The sequence below is a fragment of the Bacteroides intestinalis DSM 17393 genome, from assembly GCF_000172175.1.
Lineage (GTDB): Bacteria > Bacteroidota > Bacteroidia > Bacteroidales > Bacteroidaceae > Bacteroides > Bacteroides intestinalis.
On the sequence record NZ_ABJL02000008.1, the window covers coordinates 1,026,820 to 1,046,349 of the forward strand.

Here is a 19,530-nt window from a genome sequence, read left to right on the forward strand (position 1 = left end):
AACCACTTTTTTCCTTATCTTTGCGATGCATTGGTTTACTGTCTTTGTTCGGAGACGGTAATTAAAAGGGAATCAGGTGCAAGTCCTGAACAGTCCCGCTGCTGTAAGTTTCATGATAGGTTGCAGGCAAACTACCAATAGCCACTGGAAGTCCGCTTCCGGGAAGGCGCCTGGCAACAGAAACAAGTCAGAAGACCTGCCATGCACTGTTTTTATCACTGCTTTCGAGGAAAAAGCGTTGAGTCTAAATGAAACGGGCAAATCGTCCCCTCATTTCATTCATCCACTCTGCTTCAAAGAAAGTAAGGAACAATAAACTCTGCCAAGTTTATTTGAATGGTGTCCGGTCGAAGGGATTTCGCCCGGACATTTTATTCTGTAACTTTCCCAAAACAAATTTCATCATCCGCGTGTTATACATACAGTAAACAATCAATACGAAGAGTTATGGAAGCAGATTATAAACTGATCGACAATGAAGAACGTCACCAATATGAGTTCCATGTCGATCAATATACTCCAAAGATTGAGTATATAAAATCAACGAATGGGGAGATTTACCTGACACACACCGAAGTACCCACTCAACTGGGTGGTAAAGGCATCGGCAGCCAGTTAGTAGAAAAAGCATTAAAAGATATAGAAAAACAAGGACTTAGATTAGTACCTCTCTGCCCGTTTGTAGCGGGATACATTCACAAACATCCCGAATGGAAAAGAATTGTAATGAAAGGTATTCACATTCAATAATAAATAGTTATGAATATAAAGAAAGAATATACGAACGGGGAAGTGACCATCATCTGGCAACCCGGCCTGTGCCAACATGCAGGCATTTGTACCAAGACCCTTCCGAATGTGTATCATCCGAAAGAAAAACCGTGGATAACGGCTGAAAATGCAACGACGGAAGAATTGATCGCTCAAATCAAGAAATGCCCGTCAGGAGCATTAAGTTACAGAATGAATAACGAGAAAGAAGATAAATAAAAGAAATGAGGTTACCCCTTCAATATATGAATTCGGGTAACCTCATTTGTATTATGAAAAAGAAAGTAGTTATGTACGTTCCAATTGAACAGTGAAATGACGCATCAGGGGAGCCTCCCAAGTAATACGGACTCCATTAGTAATACTTTCACGACGGTCGAAAACATTCTTCAACGCTACTGCTATCACGTTCATGTGATTATCCGTATATACGCGGCGGGGAATAGCAAGACGCAATAAATCCAATCCGGTAAAACGGTTCTCACGAGTAACCGGATCACGGTCTGCCAGAATATAACCGATTTCACATCCTCTGATACCGGCTTCAAGATACAATTCAACCGTTAGAGTCTGTGCCGGGAATTCATTCTTCGGTACATGCGTCAGTACCTTCGTTGCATCCACAAAAATGGCATGTCCGCCTGCTGGACGCTGATAAGGAATACCGTATTCATCCAACTTCTTTGCCAGATATTCTACCTGACGGATGCGGGTTTCCAGATTATCAAATTCCGTATTCTCATCCAGTCCTGTGGCAAGTGCATTCATGTCACGACCATTCATACCACCGTAAGTAAGATACCCTTCATATTGCACGCAAAAGCCTTTGGCACCTTCGTACCAATCTTTTTTTCGTGTAGCAATGAAGCCTCCCATATTGACGATACCATCCTTCTTGGCACTCATAGTCATACCATCTGCCAGTTCGAACATCTCTTTCGTAATTTCCTTGATTGTTTTACCGCTATAGCCATCTTCACGCATTTTGATGAAGTAAGCATTTTCCGCAAAACGTGCGGAGTCAAATAATACAGGTTTATGATACTTATCCGCAAGAGCACGGACTTCACGAAGGTTCTGCATGGATACGGGCTGTCCGCCGGCCGTGTTGTTCGTAATGGTAACGATGATAAACGGTATACGGTCAGCATGCTCCTGCAATGCTTTTTCCAATTTCACAGGATCGACATTGCCTTTAAAAGGTATTTCCAACTGAGTATTTTTCGCTTCATCGATGGTGCAATCCAAAGCAATGGCCTTCCGGCCCTCGATATGCCCCTTGGTGGTATCAAAGTGAGAGTTACCCGGAACAATATCTCCCTCATGTACCAGGTAAGAGAAAAGCACATTCTCGGCTGCACGTCCCTGATGGGTGGGAATGACATATTCAAAACCAGTCAGACGGGTGATCACTTCTTTCAGGTTGAAGAAGGAGGAAGCACCTGCATAACTTTCGTCGCCCAACATCATCGCTGCCCATTGGCGATCGCTCATTGCTCCCGTACCGGAGTCGGTTATCAAATCGATATATACTTGCTCGGATTTCAGCTGGAACACATTGTAATGGGCTTCTTTCAGCCACTGCTCACGTTCCTGGCGGGTACTCTTCCGAATGGGTTCCACCATTTTAATTTTCCAAGACTCTGCAAAAGGTAATTCCATAGTGCTTGCTTATTATTTTGACATTTAGTTAACAAAAAGACCCGTAGAAAATCTTCCACGGGTCGAATATAAGCATTTATACAGGATTAAACAAAAGTTTTACTATCTTTTTGTCAACAGTTCATTCCTTTGACAGAAATTTCTTCTTCTCCTTCTTACTCATCTCCCGCACAACAATCGCGACAGGATGCCAGGACTTATACATCACACGAGGTTCAGGCTTGCCTACTTCCTCCTGAGAAAGACAAAAATCAGGTACATACGAGTAATCCGGCTGATCGGGACAATAAATACTGAAACGCAAATGGGAACCCTGCTTGTAGTTCTCTCCGCCAATGATGCCAAGCGGCTGTCCCGGAATCACCTCTTCACCCGGAGAAACAAAGATCCCTCCATTCTGGAATAATTTATAACGGGCAAAAGTTCCGTCCTTATGGAAAACTTCCAGATAATTTTCCGTAGCATGAAACGATGTATTTTCAGAAGTGGAAGCGGCATTATCAACAACCTCGGTCACAAGTCCGCCACGGGAAGCAAAAATGGTATCACCGGCAGTAGTAGAAAAACCAAGTCCCGTAATGCGTTTCTCTCCTTCCTTCCCAAAGAATTTCTCTAAAGACACCATCCGGTTAACCCGAACCACCTTGCCAGGCGCTAAAGGGAAAAGGTATACAAAATTAGTATCTGCCTTCAAACGGTTATTTCCTTTTCTATAGGTATAGCGATAGGAGAATCCAATCGGAACATTTTCCGTAGACGGACGCAAAGTCAACAGCCGTGTTTTGCCATAATGAATGACGGCATCATAAATCTCCCCCTCGGTGGAAGTCGTATTACTCAACCGGGAAAAAGTCATAGATACCGTATAAGGCGTATGCGACTGAGTTTCGGAATAGAAAGTCACTTCCCCCTTGGCAGACCGTTCATAACTTACCGTAACAGTCTTATTCGACTGTGCATAAACCAACAGAGGCAAGCCAAAAAGAAGAAGACAGAAATAGCGTTGTAGTTTCATAGTATCATGTTTTTAAAATTAATCGACTTGCCAGGTCAGCACAAAGTCCGGATGCAGGAGATATCGGATCTCAAATTTACGCTGCTCCGGCGTTCTGTACTCTTCAGCTGAGAAAGCTCCTTTTTCAGCAACCGTAAAAGGGAAAATACGGAGATGTTCACGGAAATCAACCTCCGCCGTATTCATACACTTGAACACCACTTCTTTGGCCGACCAATGGAGCAACAACGCCCAGGTATCCGTCCCCTGATATAAAGATAGAGGTTCATCAGCACGCATATACTTATGCGCCACCTTATGCACCCGTTCACCGTATTGCTCTATATCAATGCCCACTTCCTTACCGGCTTCACCGATAATCACCGATACATATCCACGCGTATGAGAAATACTGATAGATGCAGATTTATCTGCCAGATACGGCTTCCCGCTGGGATAGTAAGCAATTTCCTTTTCCTCTCCCAATAGAGTGAACAGCAACACACGAACCGACAGCCACTCCAAACGGCGATGTTCAGCAGAGAAACGCTGCAACCCTTCCAGGTATGTTTCCTGTTGCGGAAGCATATTCAGCAGTTCATCCAGCGTTTCGTCCATCTTCCAGACTCCCCACTTATAGGAAGGATACGTATGTTGTATGAAAAGAGGCATATTATTTTATAAATCAATCTTTCTTATCGGAATCCGACGGAGGAGTATTGATGGTGAACTTCACTTTAAGAATACGGCGGTTATCCATCTCCAAGACTTCAAACTCATAGTGGTCGTAAGTAACCTTTTCATGCAGGGCCGGAAACTCGCCTTTCAGCTCCAGCAATAATCCTGCAAGCGTATCGGAATCACCCGCCACCTCATCAAAGACTTCCTCATCCACCTTCGTAATCTTATAAAAGTCCGTCAACTGCGTTTTGGCTTCAAACACCCACGTATGATCGTTCAACACTGCATACGTACGTTCTTCGTCATCATATTCGTCATGAATCTCCCCGACTATCTCCTCGATGATATCCTCCATCGTCACAATTCCCGACGTACCGCCAAATTCATCAACCACAATAGCTATATGAATCTTATTGGCCTGAAAATCACGCAGCAAATCGTCAATCATCTTAGTTTCCGGAACAAAATAGGCCGGACGTATCAGCGATTGCCAACGGAAGTCTACCTTATTCAAATGGGGCAACAAGTCCTTGATATATAAGATACCTTTGATATTATCCCGGTTCTCGGAATAAATAGGGATGCGGGAATAAGCATTTTCTATAATACATTGCAATACATCCTTGAAAGGCGTACGAATATCCAGATCGACTACGTCCAGACGGGAAGTCATCACCTCCTTCGCCGTTTCACCGCCAAAACGAATGATACCTTCCAGAATATTATTCTCTTCTTTCAGTTCCTCCTTATCCGTCAATTCAAGGGCATGGGAAAGTTCGTCTACCGAAATATTATGGTTTTTACGGGCAAAATGCTTATTCAGGAACGAAGTGGAACGTACCAGCATAGAAGCTACCGGATAAAAGAGGGAACGAAACATCCATATACCCGGAGCGGAAAAACGACAGAAAGCCAACGTCTTCTGTGCTGAATAAATCTTCGGCATGATTTCGCCGAAAAGAAGCAGAAGGAAAGTCAGGATGACGGTCAGTATCAGAAATTCCGCAATAGGAGAATGAAACTCAAACACACTCATGAAGAAGAAGTTGCAGAGCATGATGATAGTCACATTCACAAAATTGTTTGTTATCAGAATGGTTGCCAGCAACCTTTCCGTATCCTCCAAAAGTTTACTAATTTTCTCATCCGATGGGTGTTTCTTCTCATCAATGGCACTCAGGTCGGATGGAGAAAGAGAGAAAAAGGCTATTTCTGAAGCTGAGGCAAAGCCTGATACGAGCAACAGCAAACCTGCCAACACAATGGCGATAATTGCCGAAATAGTAGGGCTATGTACGGATATACCATTAAAAACATCTGCCAATTGGCATAAATAAGCGTCTGGGTCCAAAGATCTTGGTTTTAGTTAAACAATTAGAACGGTAAATCGTCCGTTGTATTATCTTGTGCAGGGGTTGCCTGCGATTGTGCCATGGGTTGTGCGGGAGCACCTTGTGACATCCCCGGTTGCGGAGCGGCAGCACCCGGTGCAACAGTTCCTCTGGGGCTCAGCATCTCCATAGAGTCCACAAAGATTTCTGTAACATAGCGCTTTGCACCAGTCTGGTCATCGTATGAACGGGTACGGATTTTGCCTTCCACATAAAGTTTATCCCCTTTATGCACATATTTTTCGGCTGTTTCTGCCAGTCCGCGCCAAAGTACCAGATTGTGCCATTCCGTCCGTTCGGGTACCTGCGTACCGTTAGCCAATGTGTATGCACGGTCTGTAGTAGCCAAAGGCAAAGAAGCCACAGCGATACCGGAATCCAGGTATCTTACTTCAGGGTCTCTACCTACATTTCCAATCAATATTACTTTATTTACTGACATAAGCCTTTTTTCTTTTTATTTGAATTTGCTGCCAAAATTAAACAGAATAATCACACAATGCAAGAGTTAGCGCAACTTTTATAGATATTTCTCCAGAAAGGCATGCACCAGGCGAGAGACTGCATATTGCTCCAAATCCTCTGTTTTCACCCGCTGGAAGGCAGAAAAAGAAGTGGAATTTTCCGGTAAAACAACTTCATAGAAATTGGCATAAATCACCCTGTGAGAGAGCACATGCTTCACATTTCCACTGATTAAACGCAGTCCCGAAACCTCCCCATCTGTAAAAAGCGCACGTACCTGCGGCAATTCACGAAACTCTTCTTCCGTCACAGGCGCTTCTGTTTCTATCAGCGGAAATTCGAAAAGATTTTTCCAGATATCATCCCCTGTCCGCTTATGTAAATAGGTACACGCGCCCACACGTACATATATATAGTTAAAATAACGATTGGTGGTTTTCGTCTTATGCTGTTTTACGGGCAACTTCGTTATCGTACCCTCCTTCAGGGCGGAACAACTGTCCGCCAAAGGGCAAAACAGGCAATTCGGCGATTGCGGTGTACACTGTATGGCACCGAAATCCATTATCGCCTGATTGTAAACGGCAGGCTGCGATTTATCCATCATCTCGTCTGCCAAAGCAGCAAACAGCTTCTTACCTTCCGTACTGTCCACCGGCGTATCGATGCCGAAATAGCGCGAAAGCACACGATAGACATTCCCATCCACCACAGCATAAGGCATACCGTAGGCAAATGAACAGATAGCCGCAGCAGTATAGTCCCCTACCCCCTTCAGCGCACGCACCCCTTCATAAGTAGTCGGAAAAACACCATTCATGCTTTTTGCCGCCGCATGCAGATTGCGCGCACGGGAGTAATACCCCAGTCCTTGCCAGCATTTCATCACCTCGTCTTCCGATGCTTCGGCCAAAGCTGTCACATCAGGAAAACGATGGATAAAACGCAAAAAATAATCATAACCTTGCACGACCCGGGTCTGTTGCAGGATAATCTCCGAAATCCATATAATATAAGGGTCGGTGGTATCCCTCCAAGGCAATTCACGCTTGTTTCCGGCATACCAGACTATCAATTTCTCACTGAATATATTCATCTCTATTACAGATAGTTATAAAAACACAAAAAGGGCTACACCTTTCGCCCCGGATGACTACACCCTTTGCCATTCAGGGCTACACCCTTTGTACAAAAGGGTGTAGCCCTTTCAACGACACAAAATTAGCTCTTTTTCCCCCTAACAAACCTTAATCAAAAGACTTTTTTAGAAAATTGTCCAGAATATATTTTTTAGAGAGCGTAAAAAGCTATATATTTGCAGTCCAAAAAATTAGGAAACTATAGTAATAATATTTTTTTTAAAGAAAAATGACTAAAGCTGATATTGTAAACGAAATTACAAAGAACACCGGGATTGACAAAGTAACAGTGCTTACTACGGTTGAAGCGTTCATGGACACAGTAAAGGCATCTTTATCGAAAGATGAAAATGTTTACCTCCGCGGGTTTGGTAGCTTCGTAGTGAAGAAAAGAGCACAGAAAACTGCTCGTAACATCTCCAAGAATACTACGATTATCATTCCGGAACACAACATTCCGGCATTTAAGCCTGCAAAAACATTCACCATCTCCGTGAAGAAATAATAAACAAGAGTATTAACCTATTAAATTATTGAAGCTATGCCTAGCGGAAAGAAGAAAAAAAGACATAAAATGTCTACGCACAAGCGTAAAAAAAGACTAAGAAAGAACAGACATAAAAGCAAAAAGTAATTTTTAGTCTGGAGGACAGAAATAAAGAACAAACTTGTGAAGCTATTTGTCTCGCGGGTTTGTTCTTTGTTTAAGTAGTAATTTGTAGTCAACAAGGTTACTTATAACCTCGTTGACTTTAGAACCTAAAAGCAAGAAAAAATTGTGACAAGCGAACTCGTTGTAGACGTACAGCCCAAAGAGGTCTCCATCGCCCTTCTTGAAGACAAGAGCCTGGTGGAACTTCAAAGCGAAGGAAGAAATCTTTCTTTCTCAGTGGGCAACATGTATTTAGGACGAATCAAGAAATTGATGCCCGGCCTGAATGCCTGCTTCGTGGACGTGGGTTACGAGAAAGATGCTTTTCTTCATTATCTGGACTTAGGTCCTCAATTTAACTCGTTAGAGAAATACGTAAAGCAGACTTTAAGCGATAAAAAGAAACTACCGCAAATCACCAAAGCAACCATACTTCCCGATCTTGAAAAAGATGGTACCGTTGCCAATACACTCAAGGTGGGACAAGAAGTAGTGGTGCAAATTGTCAAGGAGCCTATCTCTACCAAAGGTCCGCGCCTGACTTCCGAAATCTCATTTGCCGGAAGATATCTGGTGCTGATACCTTTCAACGACAAGGTTTCCGTATCACAAAAAATTAAATCGAGCGAAGAACGCGCCCGCCTCAAACAATTGCTGATGAGTATCAAGCCGAAGAATTTCGGAGTGATCGTCCGCACTGTTGCCGAAGGAAAACGCGTAGCCGAGCTCGACGGAGAGCTTAAAGTTTTATTAAAACACTGGGAAGATGCTGTCACCAAAATACAGAAAGCTACCAAATTCCCGACATTGATTTACGAAGAAACCAGCCGTGCCGTAGGCTTATTGCGCGACTTGTTCAATCCTTCTTTTGAGAACATCCACGTCAACGACGAAGCCGTGTTCCACGAAATCAAGGACTACGTAACTCTTATCGCCCCTGACCGGGCAGGAATCGTAAAACTGTATAAAGGACAACTCCCCATTTATGACAATTTTGGTATCACCAAGCAGATCAAGTCTTCGTTTGGCAAGACGGTTTCATACAAGAGTGGTGCCTACCTGATTATTGAGCATACTGAGGCGCTTCACGTAGTAGACGTGAACAGCGGTAACCGCACCAAGAATGCCAACGGGCAGGAGGCCAACGCACTCGAAGTGAATCTGGGAGCTGCCGACGAACTGGCTCGCCAGCTACGACTGAGAGATATGGGTGGTATCATTGTGGTGGACTTCATTGATATGAACGAAGCCGAAAACAGACAAAAGCTTTACGAACGTATGTGTGCCAACATGCAGAAAGACAGGGCAAGACATAACATCCTACCGCTCAGCAAATTCGGACTGATGCAGATTACCCGCCAGCGTGTGCGCCCGGCAATGGATGTCAATACCACAGAAATCTGTCCCACCTGTTTCGGAAAAGGCACCATCAAGTCCTCTATCCTCTTTACGGACACTTTAGAGAGTAAAATTGATTACTTAGTCAACAAACTGAAGATTAAGAAATTCTCGTTACACATCCACCCGTATATTGCTGCTTACATCAATCAGGGACTCGTTTCCCTGAAACGGAAATGGCAGATGAAATACGGATTTGGTATCAAGATTATTCCAAGCCAGAAACTCGCGTTCCTGGAATATGTATTCTACGACCCGCAAGGGGAAGAGATTGACATGAAGGAAGAATTCGAAATTAAATAAGAAAATACGGCGAAGTAAATCAGAAACTTCGCCGTATTTTTTATTTTTATCGCCAACTTTTCAAAATCATTGGCCGATACTTTAAAGAAACTCACCCTTTATATAGAAGCGAACCATCACTCACTCCCCTGCACATGCAAGGCGATAAATCTCTTTGCTATCCTGCTTCGTCAGCTTCACATAATTCCCTACCAACTCTCCTTTATTGCGGTGCAGACTATCTGCCAGACGGTCAATATCAGGGTCTTCAATACCCAGTTCTTTAAATGTCACAGGCAGAGCAAGAGAGCTAAAGAAAGCTTTCAGCTTACCAATACCCTCCAAAGCAACCGCTTTCTTATCTTCTGATTCAGGAACACCCCATACACGAACGGCATATTGAGCTATCTTTCCCACATTATGTTCTACCATCCACGTCATCCAAGCAGGGAAGATAACAGATAACCCCGCACCGTGGGTAACACCATAAATAGCACTGATTTCATGCTCCAGGAAGTGCGAAGCCCAATCTTCTTCACAACCTACACCACAAGTACCATTATGCGCAATCATGCCCGCCCACATCAAGTTGGCACGCGCACCGTAATCTTCAGGATTTCTCATTGCCTTGGGAGCCTCATTGATGATAGCCATCAAAGTGCCTTCACAAAGGCGATCTCCAATTTCCACCTCCTGAGTGTTCGTAAAATAACGCTCCATGATATGAGCCATCATATCGGCCACACCGCAGGCAGTCTGAAAGGGCGGCAAAGTATAAGTAAGTTCCGGATTCATAATAGAGAATACCGGACGCAAAACTTCCGGTACACGCAGGCTGAGTTTCTGCAAACCATCCAGTTTCGTTATAACCGTATTACCGGAGCCTTCACTTCCGGCAGCAGGAATAGTCAGCACAACAGCTACTTTCAGCGCTTTAGTCACTTTAGCCTTTCCGATATAGAAATCCCAGAAGTCACCTTCATAAAGCACACCTGCCGCTATGGCTTTGGCTGTATCAATGACAGAACCACCACCCACAGGCAACAGCATATCAGCCTGTTCACGGCGGCAGAATTCAATGCCTTCATACACTTTCGTATCTACCGGATTGGGCTGCACGCCCCCCATCAGGCAATATTCAATTCCTGCTTCCCGCAAAGACTGTTTCACCCTATCCAACAAGCCACTCCGTACAACAGAGCCGCCGCCGTACACGATCATCACTTTCCGCGCACCATGCTTCCGTGCCAGTGCACCGACTTGCATTTCCGTAGCTTTACCGAATACAAATTCGGTAGGACTGTAAAAGACGAAATTATTCATTAACGGATATATTTACTATAACGTTCGAAAAAGCGCTTGAACGCTCCCCATTTCATCAATCCTTTTTCAAAGGCAAAGATACCCAGGAGAGCACAGAATATTCCCAATAAGACATCAATCAGATAATGATGCCCCGAATAAACGGCCGTACACCAGATACCCACCATGATAAACGCGAACAATGCTATCAGCCAGCCTTTACAGCGGTTCATAATAGCATAAGCCAATGCCACAACCATATACGCTGCATGCAATGAAGGTACGGCAGCAAATACATTGGCATTACGCCCATAGATTGAATTGAAAATAGTGCATCCCATCAATTCATCGAAGCGTCCCAGCCCTGCTACATTTCCGGGAGTATCAAGCATAGCCTCAAAACCATAATTCATGGCATACCAAGGTGGTGCCGCAGGATGAATGTAATATCCCGCAAAACCAATCAGATTCACAAGCAAAAAGACCATTGCAAAGCGCAGATACATCCGGCGGTCTCCCTTCAGATAAAGCCACAAACCGAAAACAATAGGCACAGGCACCCAACAAAGATAGAACACGCCTGCAAAGAAGTCAGCAATCGACCAGTGATGTATGGCAAAGTATTCGCAAGGAATAAGTATCGTCCCATTCACAGATATACCGAAAAGGGATTTCTCCGCTTCATACAAACCCTGCACATCAATAGGATTCACCTGATAATTGGGATACACCCGCATCCAATCGTAGGAAACGCCAAAAATAATAAAAGGCAGTAACGCTACTGCCAGTTTACGGGTTGTCTTCCCAGCAAAAAACAAAACGAAAAACAAACCCGCCATCAGGAAATGCTCCGGACGGAGCCCGATACAAGTAGCCGTCAGCAACAGGAAAACCACCGTTATAACCACTACCAACATCGTTTCTCTCACCGGAGGAAAATATCTTTTTATCATTTATTCAAAAGTTTATAGCAATGTGCCAGACGGACAAAAGCTGTCAGATTAGCCAATACGGCAATGATTGCCAGAGGAACTATCAAGATTAACATCGGATCGAAGAGTGTGCAATCGGAGAAGATGCCACAGAACAAAGCTCCCAGACTGGTCAGCACTACTCGCTCAGGACGCTGCATAATACCTACTTTACATTCCAGTCCCAGCCCTTCGGCACGTGCGCGTACGTAACTTACCATCAGCGAACCGATCAAAGCAAGAAAAGTGATAATGGAACCCCAGAAATAACCTTGTAATATGAGATAATAGGATATACCGAACAAGGTAAACAGTTCACTGTAACGGTCGAGCACCGAATCGTACAATGCCCCGAAAGTGGAAGACATATTGCCAAGACGCGCCACACGGCCATCCATCATGTCAAACAACCCGGCGAAGAGTATCAGTCCGCCTGTCCATCCCACCAAAGAAAGATCCTCTTCCGAATCTGTCACTAACCCTGCATAAATAAATATACCGGCAGCCACAATGTTAAGTATCAACCCGGTAGTAGTAATAAAGTTAGGCGTAATGCCAATTTTAATCATGCCGCGCACAACGGGATTGATAATCTTGTATATCACCTGTTGCAGCCAATCTCTGTAATTCATGTTCATTCTATTTTTTTCTCCAAACGTTGTTTCAGAAATCTTTTTAAGTTGTGGTTCCGGTAGACGAAGACCCGTTGCAAATAGTAGTTCCAGAAAAAGGCAACCAACAGGGCAACCGTTATTTTAGACAAGATAAACACATCATAGACGTAGTATCCCAGCAACCCGTTCACCCATTTCATTCCTGCCAGCCATTCCGTCAAAGCAAAAGTACCCCATGTATTGATCAGGATGCTCCCCCCCCAGACTATGAAATACTTCAGCCCCACATGTATCTTCTTGCAGTCTTCCGCCTTAAATACCCATTCATAGTTGATTACACAATTAACAATACCGCCAACCACGGAACCTATAAATGTGGCATACAAATAATATATACCAAATAATTTCACCAAAAGAATAGTTATCAGAAAATCGATTACAGTAGCTATTTGTGCAGAAAGCTGCGCCTTCATAAAAAGCCACACTTCCCTGCGCCAACCTGCAAACCGACTCTGTTCTTCTACTCCATCAACCATCTCGCCACAATTAAAACAATGAAACCATACACTCCTGCCAATACGTCGTCCATCATCACTCCCACTCCACCCGGCAGTTTTTCCATCCGCCGGATACCCAGCGGCTTCAGAATATCAAAGAAGCGGAACAAAACAAATGCTGCCAGTCCATACCAGATATGACCTGCCGGAGCTGCCAGGAGCGTGATCCACACACCTACCATCTCATCCACCACCACGCGCGACGGATCTTCACCCCAGTAGGGTTCCAGACGGTCGGTAGCCCAAATACCGGCTACGGTGAACAGGGATATCAGTGCGACAGTCGTCCACAACAGACAAGTATCTGATATGAGTAAAGAAAGTCCGAACCAGATTAGCGTAGCGAGTAAAGCGCCCGCCGTGCCCGGAGCCAAGGGAGAAAAGCCTGAGCCGAAGCCCGTGCCTATCAGGACAGGGAAGAAGGAAGGTTTCCTCATAGAAAAAGATATAAAAAATGATAAGATGATAAGACGGTAAATGATAAGATAGCTCAATACAATCTCACCATCCTATCATTTTACCATCCTATCATCTTATTTTATGATTAGTCCAGATAGCTCGGTGATTTTTCACCCACCATCGTACGGATTGTTTCTTTCACCATTCTCCATTGAGTGAACAGATCATGAATCGGTTCATGCTCAAAGTCGTGCATCGGGCTCTTGCAGAAGAATGACAGCCAAGTCTGGATTCCAGACATACCTGCACGCAATGCCAGGTCACTGAAAATAACGAGGTCGAGTGCAATAGGAGCTGCAAGGATAGAGTCACGGCACAGGAAGTTTACTTTGATTTCCATCGGGTACCCCATCCATCCGAAGATGTCGATGTTATCCCATGCTTCCTTATTATCTTTACGGGGAGGATAGTAGTTGATACGAACCTTGTGGTAAACATCGCCATAGAGATCGGGGAATTTTTCAGGTTCGAAGATGTTATCGATAACAGACAACTTGCTAACTTCTTTTGTTTTGAAGTTTTCGGGTTGATCGAGCACTTCGCCATCACGGTTACCCAGGATGTTGGTAGAGAACCAACCGCTTACACCCAGCATACGAGTCTTGAACATCGGAGCAAGCACTGTTTTCATCAATGTCTGTCCGCTCTTGAAGTCCTTACCTGAGATGGGCACATTCATCTTCTTAGAGAATTCCCACATGGCCGGAGTATCTACGCACAGGTTAGGAGCACCCATGATGAACGGAGCACCTTCTGCAATTGCAGCATAAGCGTAGCACATACTCGGAGAAACCACTTCCGTGTTATTAGCCTTCATTGCTTCTTCCAAAGCAGCAAGCGACTCATGTTCTTTACACAACGGAACGTAGATTTCAGTACTTGCAGCCCACAGCACGGCAATACGCTCGCAGTTGTTGGCAGCCTTGAAGTTACGGATATCCTCACGCAATTGCTCTACCATTTCCCAACGGGTGGCAGCCTGCTTGATATACGTACCATTCAGACGTTTTGCAAAGTTGTGGTCGAAGGCAGCAGGCATCGGTTTGATAGCTTGCAATTCCTCTTTTACCAGATTTAAGTCTTTTTCTTTCAGGACTTCCGCATACATCGCGGCTTCGTATGCATTATCAGGGAAGATATCCCATCCGCCGAAAACAATGTCGTTCAAGTCTGCCAAAGGCACTACGTCCTTAATCAGCTTTTCGTCGTTGTTCTCCATGCGTATTGTGGCCATCTGTGTAATAGACCCAATAGGTTTTGCCAGTCCCTTACGAGCAGCCAATGTACCCGTTATCATGGTGGTTGAGACCGCGCCACCCACTCCGACTACCAGTACACCCAAACGACCAGTTGCCGGCTTAATGTTTTCTTTCATTGCCATTGTATCTTTTAAAGTTTAAAAAATTGCTCAAATTTAGGCTATTTTGTTCAATTGAGACTCGTCTTTTTATCCGATTTAATGTTCTGTTAGTAAGATTTAAGTTAAAAGGTCATATGCAAACTGATTCTAAGGCCGGATTTATCAATTCCGGGCAGATTTCTGTAAGTTAATCGCCAGACATAATCGAAGCGGAGCACCTTCAAAATATTCTCCACACCGACACCCACTTCCATATAAGGAGTATCCCCCATATAAGAGGTTGTGGCGGGAAAACGAAAAAGATTATTGCTGACCGTCGGGTTATTCTTGTCGCTCAAATTCCCGTACAATCCCCGGAATGAAAGGACTTCACGCCATTTCAACTTTTTCAGCAAAGGCACGCGGTTGAACAGAAAGCCATTTAGATAATAAGTAACGTCCCACGAAGCATATTCATCGTTCATAAACTCCATGGCATTCATCAAGGAGTAAGACTCCGGCTGAATGGTATAGGAGAGGTTGGCGTTCGGGATAATCAGTAACGGGAAAGGTACTTTATTCCAAACTTTCCCGGCTTTCAGGATAACGTCGGTATAGCCGAAGGCCGAAAACCAGAAACGTTTCTGAAAACCTGCCTCTGTATATTGATAGGTATAATCACCACCCAACACTCCTTTTGCAGCCATCGTATGCGAAAGCGAGAAGACCGGAGCATCCAGCGATACCGGAAAACGGTTCCATTGCGTCTGAAAGAATTTTTCATTCGGCGCATAACGCAATTTTACTTCAAACTCGGCATTCGATATTTTCTTCACGGGCGTTGCCATCTCATCCTGCTTCAGGAAAGGGATAAGATACGAAGACTCATCCTGCCGGAAGCGGGAAGTGAGCTGAAAGGAGAAACCGGAATGGAACTCATTGGTATAAGTCAGTTCCGCCTTGCGCTGATAGCCTATCCGGTCGTCCTTCTGGCGCTTTAAGCTCAGAAATACGTTGTCCTGACTGGTATAGAGGTAATGCTGTCCGTATTGGTTTACATCCGAGGTATATCGTGCTTTCAAAGAGTGGATAGGAAATTCGTTGGCATACTCCTTCTTCTTATGGAAAGAATATTCCACTTCCGCCATTCCCTTCATCCGATGGTCTTTGAAACCGTAAGCCATGTATCCTTTATAGAATAGGTGCGGATTGAGCCACGCCGTAGTCATACCTCCCGCACGCAGACGCACACCTTCCAGGGTGTTGCCGCTTATGGTGGTATTCATCATACCTATATAGAACAGGGGTTCTTTCTCTTTAGGCGCGGGTATATATCCGGTAAACAGCACTTTCAAGGTCTTCTCCGTCCAGTAATAGACAGGATACGTGCGAAGCTGCGCCATCATTTTATCAACGGAAGTTTCCTTCTTGCTGACTTCCACCTGACGGTTATCGTCCCAGTAAGCTTCCGTGCGATGCGTTGCTTCGGCCGGCTCAATCACTTTTTCCGGCTTCTTAAAGGCCGAAAGGGCATCCGCAGAAGGTTCATACACATAGTTCCTGTAATATACATCCCGCTTGGCATAGATACCGTCACTGTTGTCCACCAGCTTGAATTCGGTGGTGATATGTTCGTCAACCAACTGGCGCGTACCGTCTGCCTCACGGGTAAAGTTCTGTTCAAGAGACATATAATCCACAAAATTCAGATTGATTTTCTGTGGAAAGTTCATGATGGCACGACGCACGAAATAGGTACTATCCAAAGTAACGTACAAGTGTCCCGTAAAACCGAATGACTCGGAATTGAAGGGTACGAACGTCAGGTCCACACAAGGCTGGCCCGCTATCGTAAGCGTGTCCATCAGATAATATTTATAGAATGAAGGGCCCAGGGAAGAGAGCGGACTTACGAACTTATTGGTGAACAGCGTGATGTTGTTCTCATAAATATCTACATCCGTCATCGTCACACTGATGGCTTGCTCCATGCCTTGCTGCGAAAGCATTTCATCCACACCGGCCTGTCGGCGGGCATGTACGCGCTGTTTCTGACTTTTGGGAGATTTGCGGTAATAGTCCGTAGCCAGCAGCTCACGGTTAGAAACGGCAAGCACGGGCTTTCCCGTAACGGCGGAAGTATCCACATAGTCCGTCAGGAACTTGAATTTACGATAAAGCCACTTCTGCTGCTTTACGCTGTCGAAGTTGTTAATGGCAAAGGTCATCTTCTCATAACGATCCCGTTGCCAGAAGTCCAACTCTTTGGGCGAATAGTCATCCCGATGTTCTATCATTTGTCGCACAAATTCCACGGCGGGATTATCTTTTTTCTTATATCGCTCCCGTTTGGGCTTTACCACCACTTCATTCAGGGCATACGTTACCGGCGAAAGGGCGATGGTAAGACGGATACCTTGTGCCGGATGAATAAGACGGGTATATTCATTATATCCAATGGCAGAAATAACCAGCACGGCTTGGGGGCGGTAGGTCTTGAAAGAAAACTGTCCTTTGTCATCGGTCATACCTCCTTCGGTAGTACCTTTCAGATACACAGATGTATATGGGAGAGGCTCACGGGTTAACGAGTCTGTAACAACACCTTGTACCACATATTGTGCTTGCAGGGGGAAGCTCATCCAGCAAAGGCTGATGAACAATAAAATCCTTGAAAAAGTAAACCTCATACCTATTCATATAATGTTGAAAGATAAATGATAGTTTAGCGGGCTATATAGCCTATTGATATACGGACTATCAGAAATCACGCCGCTAAATTATCATTTATCCTTCTTTTGTGCCCGCAAAGGTACGCAAGAAAACTTTTTCAGAAAGTTCAGTTTTACTGAATAAATGTTCTAAAAAACCACTTTTGCACGAAACACTTCCCATTGCAGGCTGTTGTATATGTCTTAAACGACGCCAAAAGCATCGAAAACCAATTAATAACCTAAACAACTTAATTATGGAATGGATAATAAACCAGCTCAGGGAGCGCCCCGAACTTGCCATATTCCTCACCCTGTTCCTGGGGTTCTGGCTTGGCAAGCTACGCATCGGGAAGTTCAGCTTGGGGACGGTCACAAGCGTATTGCTTGTAGGCGTATTGGTAGGACAGTTGAAGATCGACGTGCCAGGCCCCATCAAATCCGTGTTCTTTCTTCTCTTTCTGTTCGCCGTCGGGTATAAAGTAGGGCCGCAATTCTTCCGCGGACTGAAAAAAGACGGACTCCCCCAGGTAGGCTTTGCCGTACTGATGTGTGTATCCGTATTGGTAGTGACCTGGCTTCTCGCCCTCGTAATGGGCTACAATCCCGGCGAAGCCGCCGGATTACTGGCAGGTTCGCAAACCATCTCCGCCGTCATCGGAGTAGCCGAAGACACCATGGCAAACATGGGACTGGACGAAGCGCAACGCCAAAGTTATATCAATATCATCCCCGTATCATACGCTGTGACTTACGTTTTCGGTACGGCAGGTTCAGCCTGGGTGCTCTCCTCCCTCGGTCCCAAACTATTGGGCGGACTGGAGAAAGTTAAAGCTGCCTGCAAAGAGTTGGAAGCCAAAATGGGTAGTTCCGAGGCAGACGAACCAGGCTTCATGCACGCCGCACGTCCCGTAACCTTCCGCGCCTACAAGATAGAAAACGAATGGTTCAAGCAAGGCCGTCGGGTGATAGACTTGGAAATGTACTTCCAGAAAGATGGCAAACGCCTGTTCGTAGAGCGCCTGCGCAAGCAAGGAGTCGTTCGAGATGTATCCCCGAATACCGTATTGAATATAGGAGACGAAGTCGTTCTCAGCGGACGCCGTGAATTCGTTATCGGCGAAGAGGACTGGATAGGCAATGAAATACAGGACGCACAATTGCTCGATTTCCCGGCAGAGACGTTACCTGTCACGGTCACAAAGAAAACGTTCGCCGGAAAAACAGTGGCGAATATCCGCCGGCACAAATTCATGCATGGCGTCAGCATCCGCAGCATCAAGCGTGCGGGAATTGAAATACCCGTATTGGCACAGACCAAATTGGATGCCGGCGACGTCATCGAAGTAGTAGGCACCAAGCAAGAAGTGGAAAGTGCCGCTGTACAAATAGGATATGTGGATCGACCTACCCACCAAACGGATATGATATTCGTTGGATTAGGAATTCTGATAGGTGGTTTGTTCGGTGCATTATCCATCCACATCGGTGGTGTTCCCATCAGTCTGAGTACGAGTGGAGGCGCATTGATAGCCGGATTATTCTTCGGTTGGCTACGCAGCAAGCATCCTACGTTCGGACGTATCCCCGAAGCTTCCCTGTGGGTACTGAATAATGTAGGGCTGAATATGTTCATCGCTGTAGTGGGAATAGCCGCCGGACCGAGTTTCGTACAAGGCTTCCGGGATGTCGGACTCAGTTTGTTCATTGTAGGTGCCATAGCCACTACCCTGCCGTTGATTATCGGTTTGTTGCTTGCAAAGTACGTCTTCAAGTTCCATCCCGCCATTGCCCTGGGGTGCTGCGCCGGAGCACGTACTACAACAGCCGCACTGGGAGCGATACAAGATGCAGTGGAGAGTGAGACGCCTGCGCTGGGTTATACGGTGACGTATGCCGTAGGAAATACCTTATTGATAATATGGGGTGTTGCCATTGTGCTCATGGTTTAAACGATAAATCTTCATCAGATGAAGAGCTAATATCTGCGATATGGAGAACTAATGTCTGCGATGCATGAAACTAATCCCGGAGATGCATATAATTATTCATACAACAATTGTTGCAAGAAAGTATTATAACTATTGTAAGATAGTATAACAGCTATTGTAAGAAACAATAATAATTATAGTATGAATAATT

At 45.0% G+C, this 19,530-nt stretch carries 18 protein-coding genes and 1 riboswitch; of the genes, 5 read left to right on the top strand and 13 right to left on the bottom strand.

The genetic code is table 11. From position 1 onward, the window contains the following. Nucleotides 1-13: 13 nt before the first annotated feature. Nucleotides 14-218, top strand: a riboswitch (cobalamin riboswitch). A gap of 229 nt (nucleotides 219-447) precedes the next feature. Continuing rightward, nucleotides 448-750, top strand: coding sequence for a GNAT family N-acetyltransferase (locus BACINT_RS13580; protein WP_007664027.1), 303 nt, complete (start codon nucleotides 448-450; stop codon nucleotides 748-750). A gap of 9 nt (nucleotides 751-759) precedes the next feature. Further along, nucleotides 760-990: a (4Fe-4S)-binding protein gene (locus tag BACINT_RS13585; RefSeq protein ID WP_007214486.1), complete on the top strand. Its 231-nt coding sequence runs from the start codon at nucleotides 760-762 to the stop codon at nucleotides 988-990. Between the two features lie 69 nt (nucleotides 991-1,059). Here BACINT_RS13585 and BACINT_RS13590 read toward each other — a convergent pair whose 3' ends face one another. The 6 genes from BACINT_RS13590 to mutY form a co-directional block, all read right to left on the bottom strand. Then, nucleotides 1,060-2,433: a tryptophanase gene (locus BACINT_RS13590; RefSeq protein ID WP_007664030.1), complete on the bottom strand. Its 1,374-nt coding sequence runs from the start codon at nucleotides 2,431-2,433 to the stop codon at nucleotides 1,060-1,062. A 121-nt stretch (nucleotides 2,434-2,554) separates the two neighbouring features. Beyond that, nucleotides 2,555-3,448, bottom strand: coding sequence for a M23 family metallopeptidase (locus tag BACINT_RS13595; RefSeq protein ID WP_007664033.1), 894 nt, complete (start codon nucleotides 3,446-3,448; stop codon nucleotides 2,555-2,557). Nucleotides 3,449-3,466: 18 nt separating this feature from the next. Further along, nucleotides 3,467-4,099: a 4'-phosphopantetheinyl transferase family protein gene (locus BACINT_RS13600; protein ID WP_007664036.1), complete on the bottom strand. Its 633-nt coding sequence runs from the start codon at nucleotides 4,097-4,099 to the stop codon at nucleotides 3,467-3,469. Between the two features lie 13 nt (nucleotides 4,100-4,112). Beyond that, entirely contained in the window at nucleotides 4,113-5,459 is a 1,347-nt protein-coding gene (locus BACINT_RS13605) for a gliding motility-associated protein GldE (RefSeq protein WP_044155045.1), read from the bottom strand. 23 nt (nucleotides 5,460-5,482) lie between these two features. Then, nucleotides 5,483-5,941, bottom strand: coding sequence for a single-stranded DNA-binding protein (locus BACINT_RS13610; RefSeq protein ID WP_007664042.1), 459 nt, complete (start codon nucleotides 5,939-5,941; stop codon nucleotides 5,483-5,485). A gap of 78 nt (nucleotides 5,942-6,019) precedes the next feature. After that, nucleotides 6,020-7,060: an A/G-specific adenine glycosylase gene (gene mutY / locus BACINT_RS13615; protein ID WP_007664044.1), complete on the bottom strand. Its 1,041-nt coding sequence runs from the start codon at nucleotides 7,058-7,060 to the stop codon at nucleotides 6,020-6,022. Between the two features lie 272 nt (nucleotides 7,061-7,332). On the opposite strand from mutY, the gene BACINT_RS13620 reads away from it, so the two are divergent. Both BACINT_RS13620 and BACINT_RS13625 read left to right on the top strand, forming a co-directional pair. Further along, the gene (locus tag BACINT_RS13620) at nucleotides 7,333-7,608 is read left to right on the top strand and encodes an HU family DNA-binding protein (RefSeq protein WP_007214495.1); all 276 of its coding nucleotides are present in this window, start codon (nucleotides 7,333-7,335) and stop codon (nucleotides 7,606-7,608) included. 273 nt (nucleotides 7,609-7,881) lie between these two features. Next, a complete protein-coding gene (locus tag BACINT_RS13625) occupies nucleotides 7,882-9,456 on the top strand; it encodes an Rne/Rng family ribonuclease (protein ID WP_007214496.1) in 1,575 nt (524 codons plus the stop codon). A gap of 120 nt (nucleotides 9,457-9,576) precedes the next feature. Here BACINT_RS13625 and BACINT_RS13630 read toward each other — a convergent pair whose 3' ends face one another. The 7 genes from BACINT_RS13630 to BACINT_RS13660 all read right to left on the bottom strand — a co-directional run bounded on the left by BACINT_RS13630 (nucleotide 9,577) and on the right by BACINT_RS13660 (nucleotide 17,367). Beyond that, on the bottom strand, nucleotides 9,577-10,758 hold the full coding sequence (locus tag BACINT_RS13630; RefSeq protein ID WP_007664046.1) for an iron-containing alcohol dehydrogenase: 1,182 nt from the start codon (nucleotides 10,756-10,758) through the stop codon (nucleotides 9,577-9,579). Beyond that, complete coding sequence (locus tag BACINT_RS13635) at nucleotides 10,758-11,690, bottom strand: phosphatase PAP2 family protein (protein ID WP_007664048.1); 933 nt, start codon at nucleotides 11,688-11,690, stop codon at nucleotides 10,758-10,760. The genes BACINT_RS13630 and BACINT_RS13635 overlap by 1 nt, the downstream gene beginning before the upstream one ends. Further along, on the bottom strand, nucleotides 11,687-12,340 hold the full coding sequence (locus BACINT_RS13640; RefSeq protein ID WP_044155256.1) for a CDP-alcohol phosphatidyltransferase family protein: 654 nt from the start codon (nucleotides 12,338-12,340) through the stop codon (nucleotides 11,687-11,689). Before BACINT_RS13640 ends, BACINT_RS13635 begins: the two co-directional genes overlap by 4 nt. A gap of 2 nt (nucleotides 12,341-12,342) precedes the next feature. Then, complete coding sequence (locus BACINT_RS13645; RefSeq protein ID WP_007214503.1) at nucleotides 12,343-12,858, bottom strand: GtrA family protein; 516 nt, start codon at nucleotides 12,856-12,858, stop codon at nucleotides 12,343-12,345. Continuing rightward, on the bottom strand, nucleotides 12,843-13,316 hold the full coding sequence (locus BACINT_RS13650; RefSeq protein ID WP_044155257.1) for a phosphatidylglycerophosphatase A family protein: 474 nt from the start codon (nucleotides 13,314-13,316) through the stop codon (nucleotides 12,843-12,845). The genes BACINT_RS13645 and BACINT_RS13650 overlap by 16 nt, the downstream gene beginning before the upstream one ends. Before the next feature lie 107 nt (nucleotides 13,317-13,423). Further along, nucleotides 13,424-14,713, bottom strand: a complete 1,290-nt coding sequence (locus tag BACINT_RS13655) for an inositol-3-phosphate synthase (protein ID WP_044155258.1) — start codon at nucleotides 14,711-14,713, stop codon at nucleotides 13,424-13,426. A 107-nt stretch (nucleotides 14,714-14,820) separates the two neighbouring features. Further along, nucleotides 14,821-17,367, bottom strand: coding sequence for a DUF5686 and carboxypeptidase-like regulatory domain-containing protein (locus BACINT_RS13660; RefSeq protein ID WP_044155046.1), 2,547 nt, complete (start codon nucleotides 17,365-17,367; stop codon nucleotides 14,821-14,823). 278 nt (nucleotides 17,368-17,645) lie between these two features. On the opposite strand from BACINT_RS13660, the gene aspT reads away from it, so the two are divergent. Beyond that, complete coding sequence (gene aspT, locus BACINT_RS13665) at nucleotides 17,646-19,340, top strand: aspartate-alanine antiporter (RefSeq protein ID WP_007664055.1); 1,695 nt, start codon at nucleotides 17,646-17,648, stop codon at nucleotides 19,338-19,340. Nucleotides 19,341-19,530 lie beyond the last annotated feature (190 nt).

Bases quoted from the DNA above. Each gene is read 5' to 3' on its own strand.
- BACINT_RS13580 (WP_007664027.1), top strand. From the start codon at position 448: ATGGAAGCAGATTATAAACTGATCGACAATGAAGAACGTCACCAATAT.
- BACINT_RS13585 (WP_007214486.1), top strand. From the start codon at position 760: ATGAATATAAAGAAAGAATATACGAACGGGGAAGTGACCATCATCTGG.
- BACINT_RS13590 (WP_007664030.1), bottom strand. From the start codon at position 2,433: ATGGAATTACCTTTTGCAGAGTCTTGGAAAATTAAAATGGTGGAACCC.
- BACINT_RS13595 (WP_007664033.1), bottom strand. From the start codon at position 3,448: ATGAAACTACAACGCTATTTCTGTCTTCTTCTTTTTGGCTTGCCTCTG.
- BACINT_RS13600 (WP_007664036.1), bottom strand. From the start codon at position 4,099: ATGCCTCTTTTCATACAACATACGTATCCTTCCTATAAGTGGGGAGTC.
- BACINT_RS13610 (WP_007664042.1), bottom strand. From the start codon at position 5,941: ATGTCAGTAAATAAAGTAATATTGATTGGAAATGTAGGTAGAGACCCT.
- mutY (WP_007664044.1), bottom strand. From the start codon at position 7,060: ATGAATATATTCAGTGAGAAATTGATAGTCTGGTATGCCGGAAACAAG.
- BACINT_RS13620 (WP_007214495.1), top strand. From the start codon at position 7,333: ATGACTAAAGCTGATATTGTAAACGAAATTACAAAGAACACCGGGATT.
- BACINT_RS13630 (WP_007664046.1), bottom strand. From the start codon at position 10,758: ATGAATAATTTCGTCTTTTACAGTCCTACCGAATTTGTATTCGGTAAA.
- BACINT_RS13635 (WP_007664048.1), bottom strand. From the start codon at position 11,690: ATGATAAAAAGATATTTTCCTCCGGTGAGAGAAACGATGTTGGTAGTG.
- BACINT_RS13640 (WP_044155256.1), bottom strand. From the start codon at position 12,340: ATGAATTACAGAGATTGGCTGCAACAGGTGATATACAAGATTATCAAT.
- BACINT_RS13645 (WP_007214503.1), bottom strand. From the start codon at position 12,858: ATGGTTGATGGAGTAGAAGAACAGAGTCGGTTTGCAGGTTGGCGCAGG.
- BACINT_RS13650 (WP_044155257.1), bottom strand. From the start codon at position 13,316: ATGAGGAAACCTTCCTTCTTCCCTGTCCTGATAGGCACGGGCTTCGGC.
- BACINT_RS13655 (WP_044155258.1), bottom strand. From the start codon at position 14,713: ATGAAAGAAAACATTAAGCCGGCAACTGGTCGTTTGGGTGTACTGGTA.
- BACINT_RS13660 (WP_044155046.1), bottom strand. From the start codon at position 17,367: ATGAGGTTTACTTTTTCAAGGATTTTATTGTTCATCAGCCTTTGCTGG.
- aspT (WP_007664055.1), top strand. From the start codon at position 17,646: ATGGAATGGATAATAAACCAGCTCAGGGAGCGCCCCGAACTTGCCATA.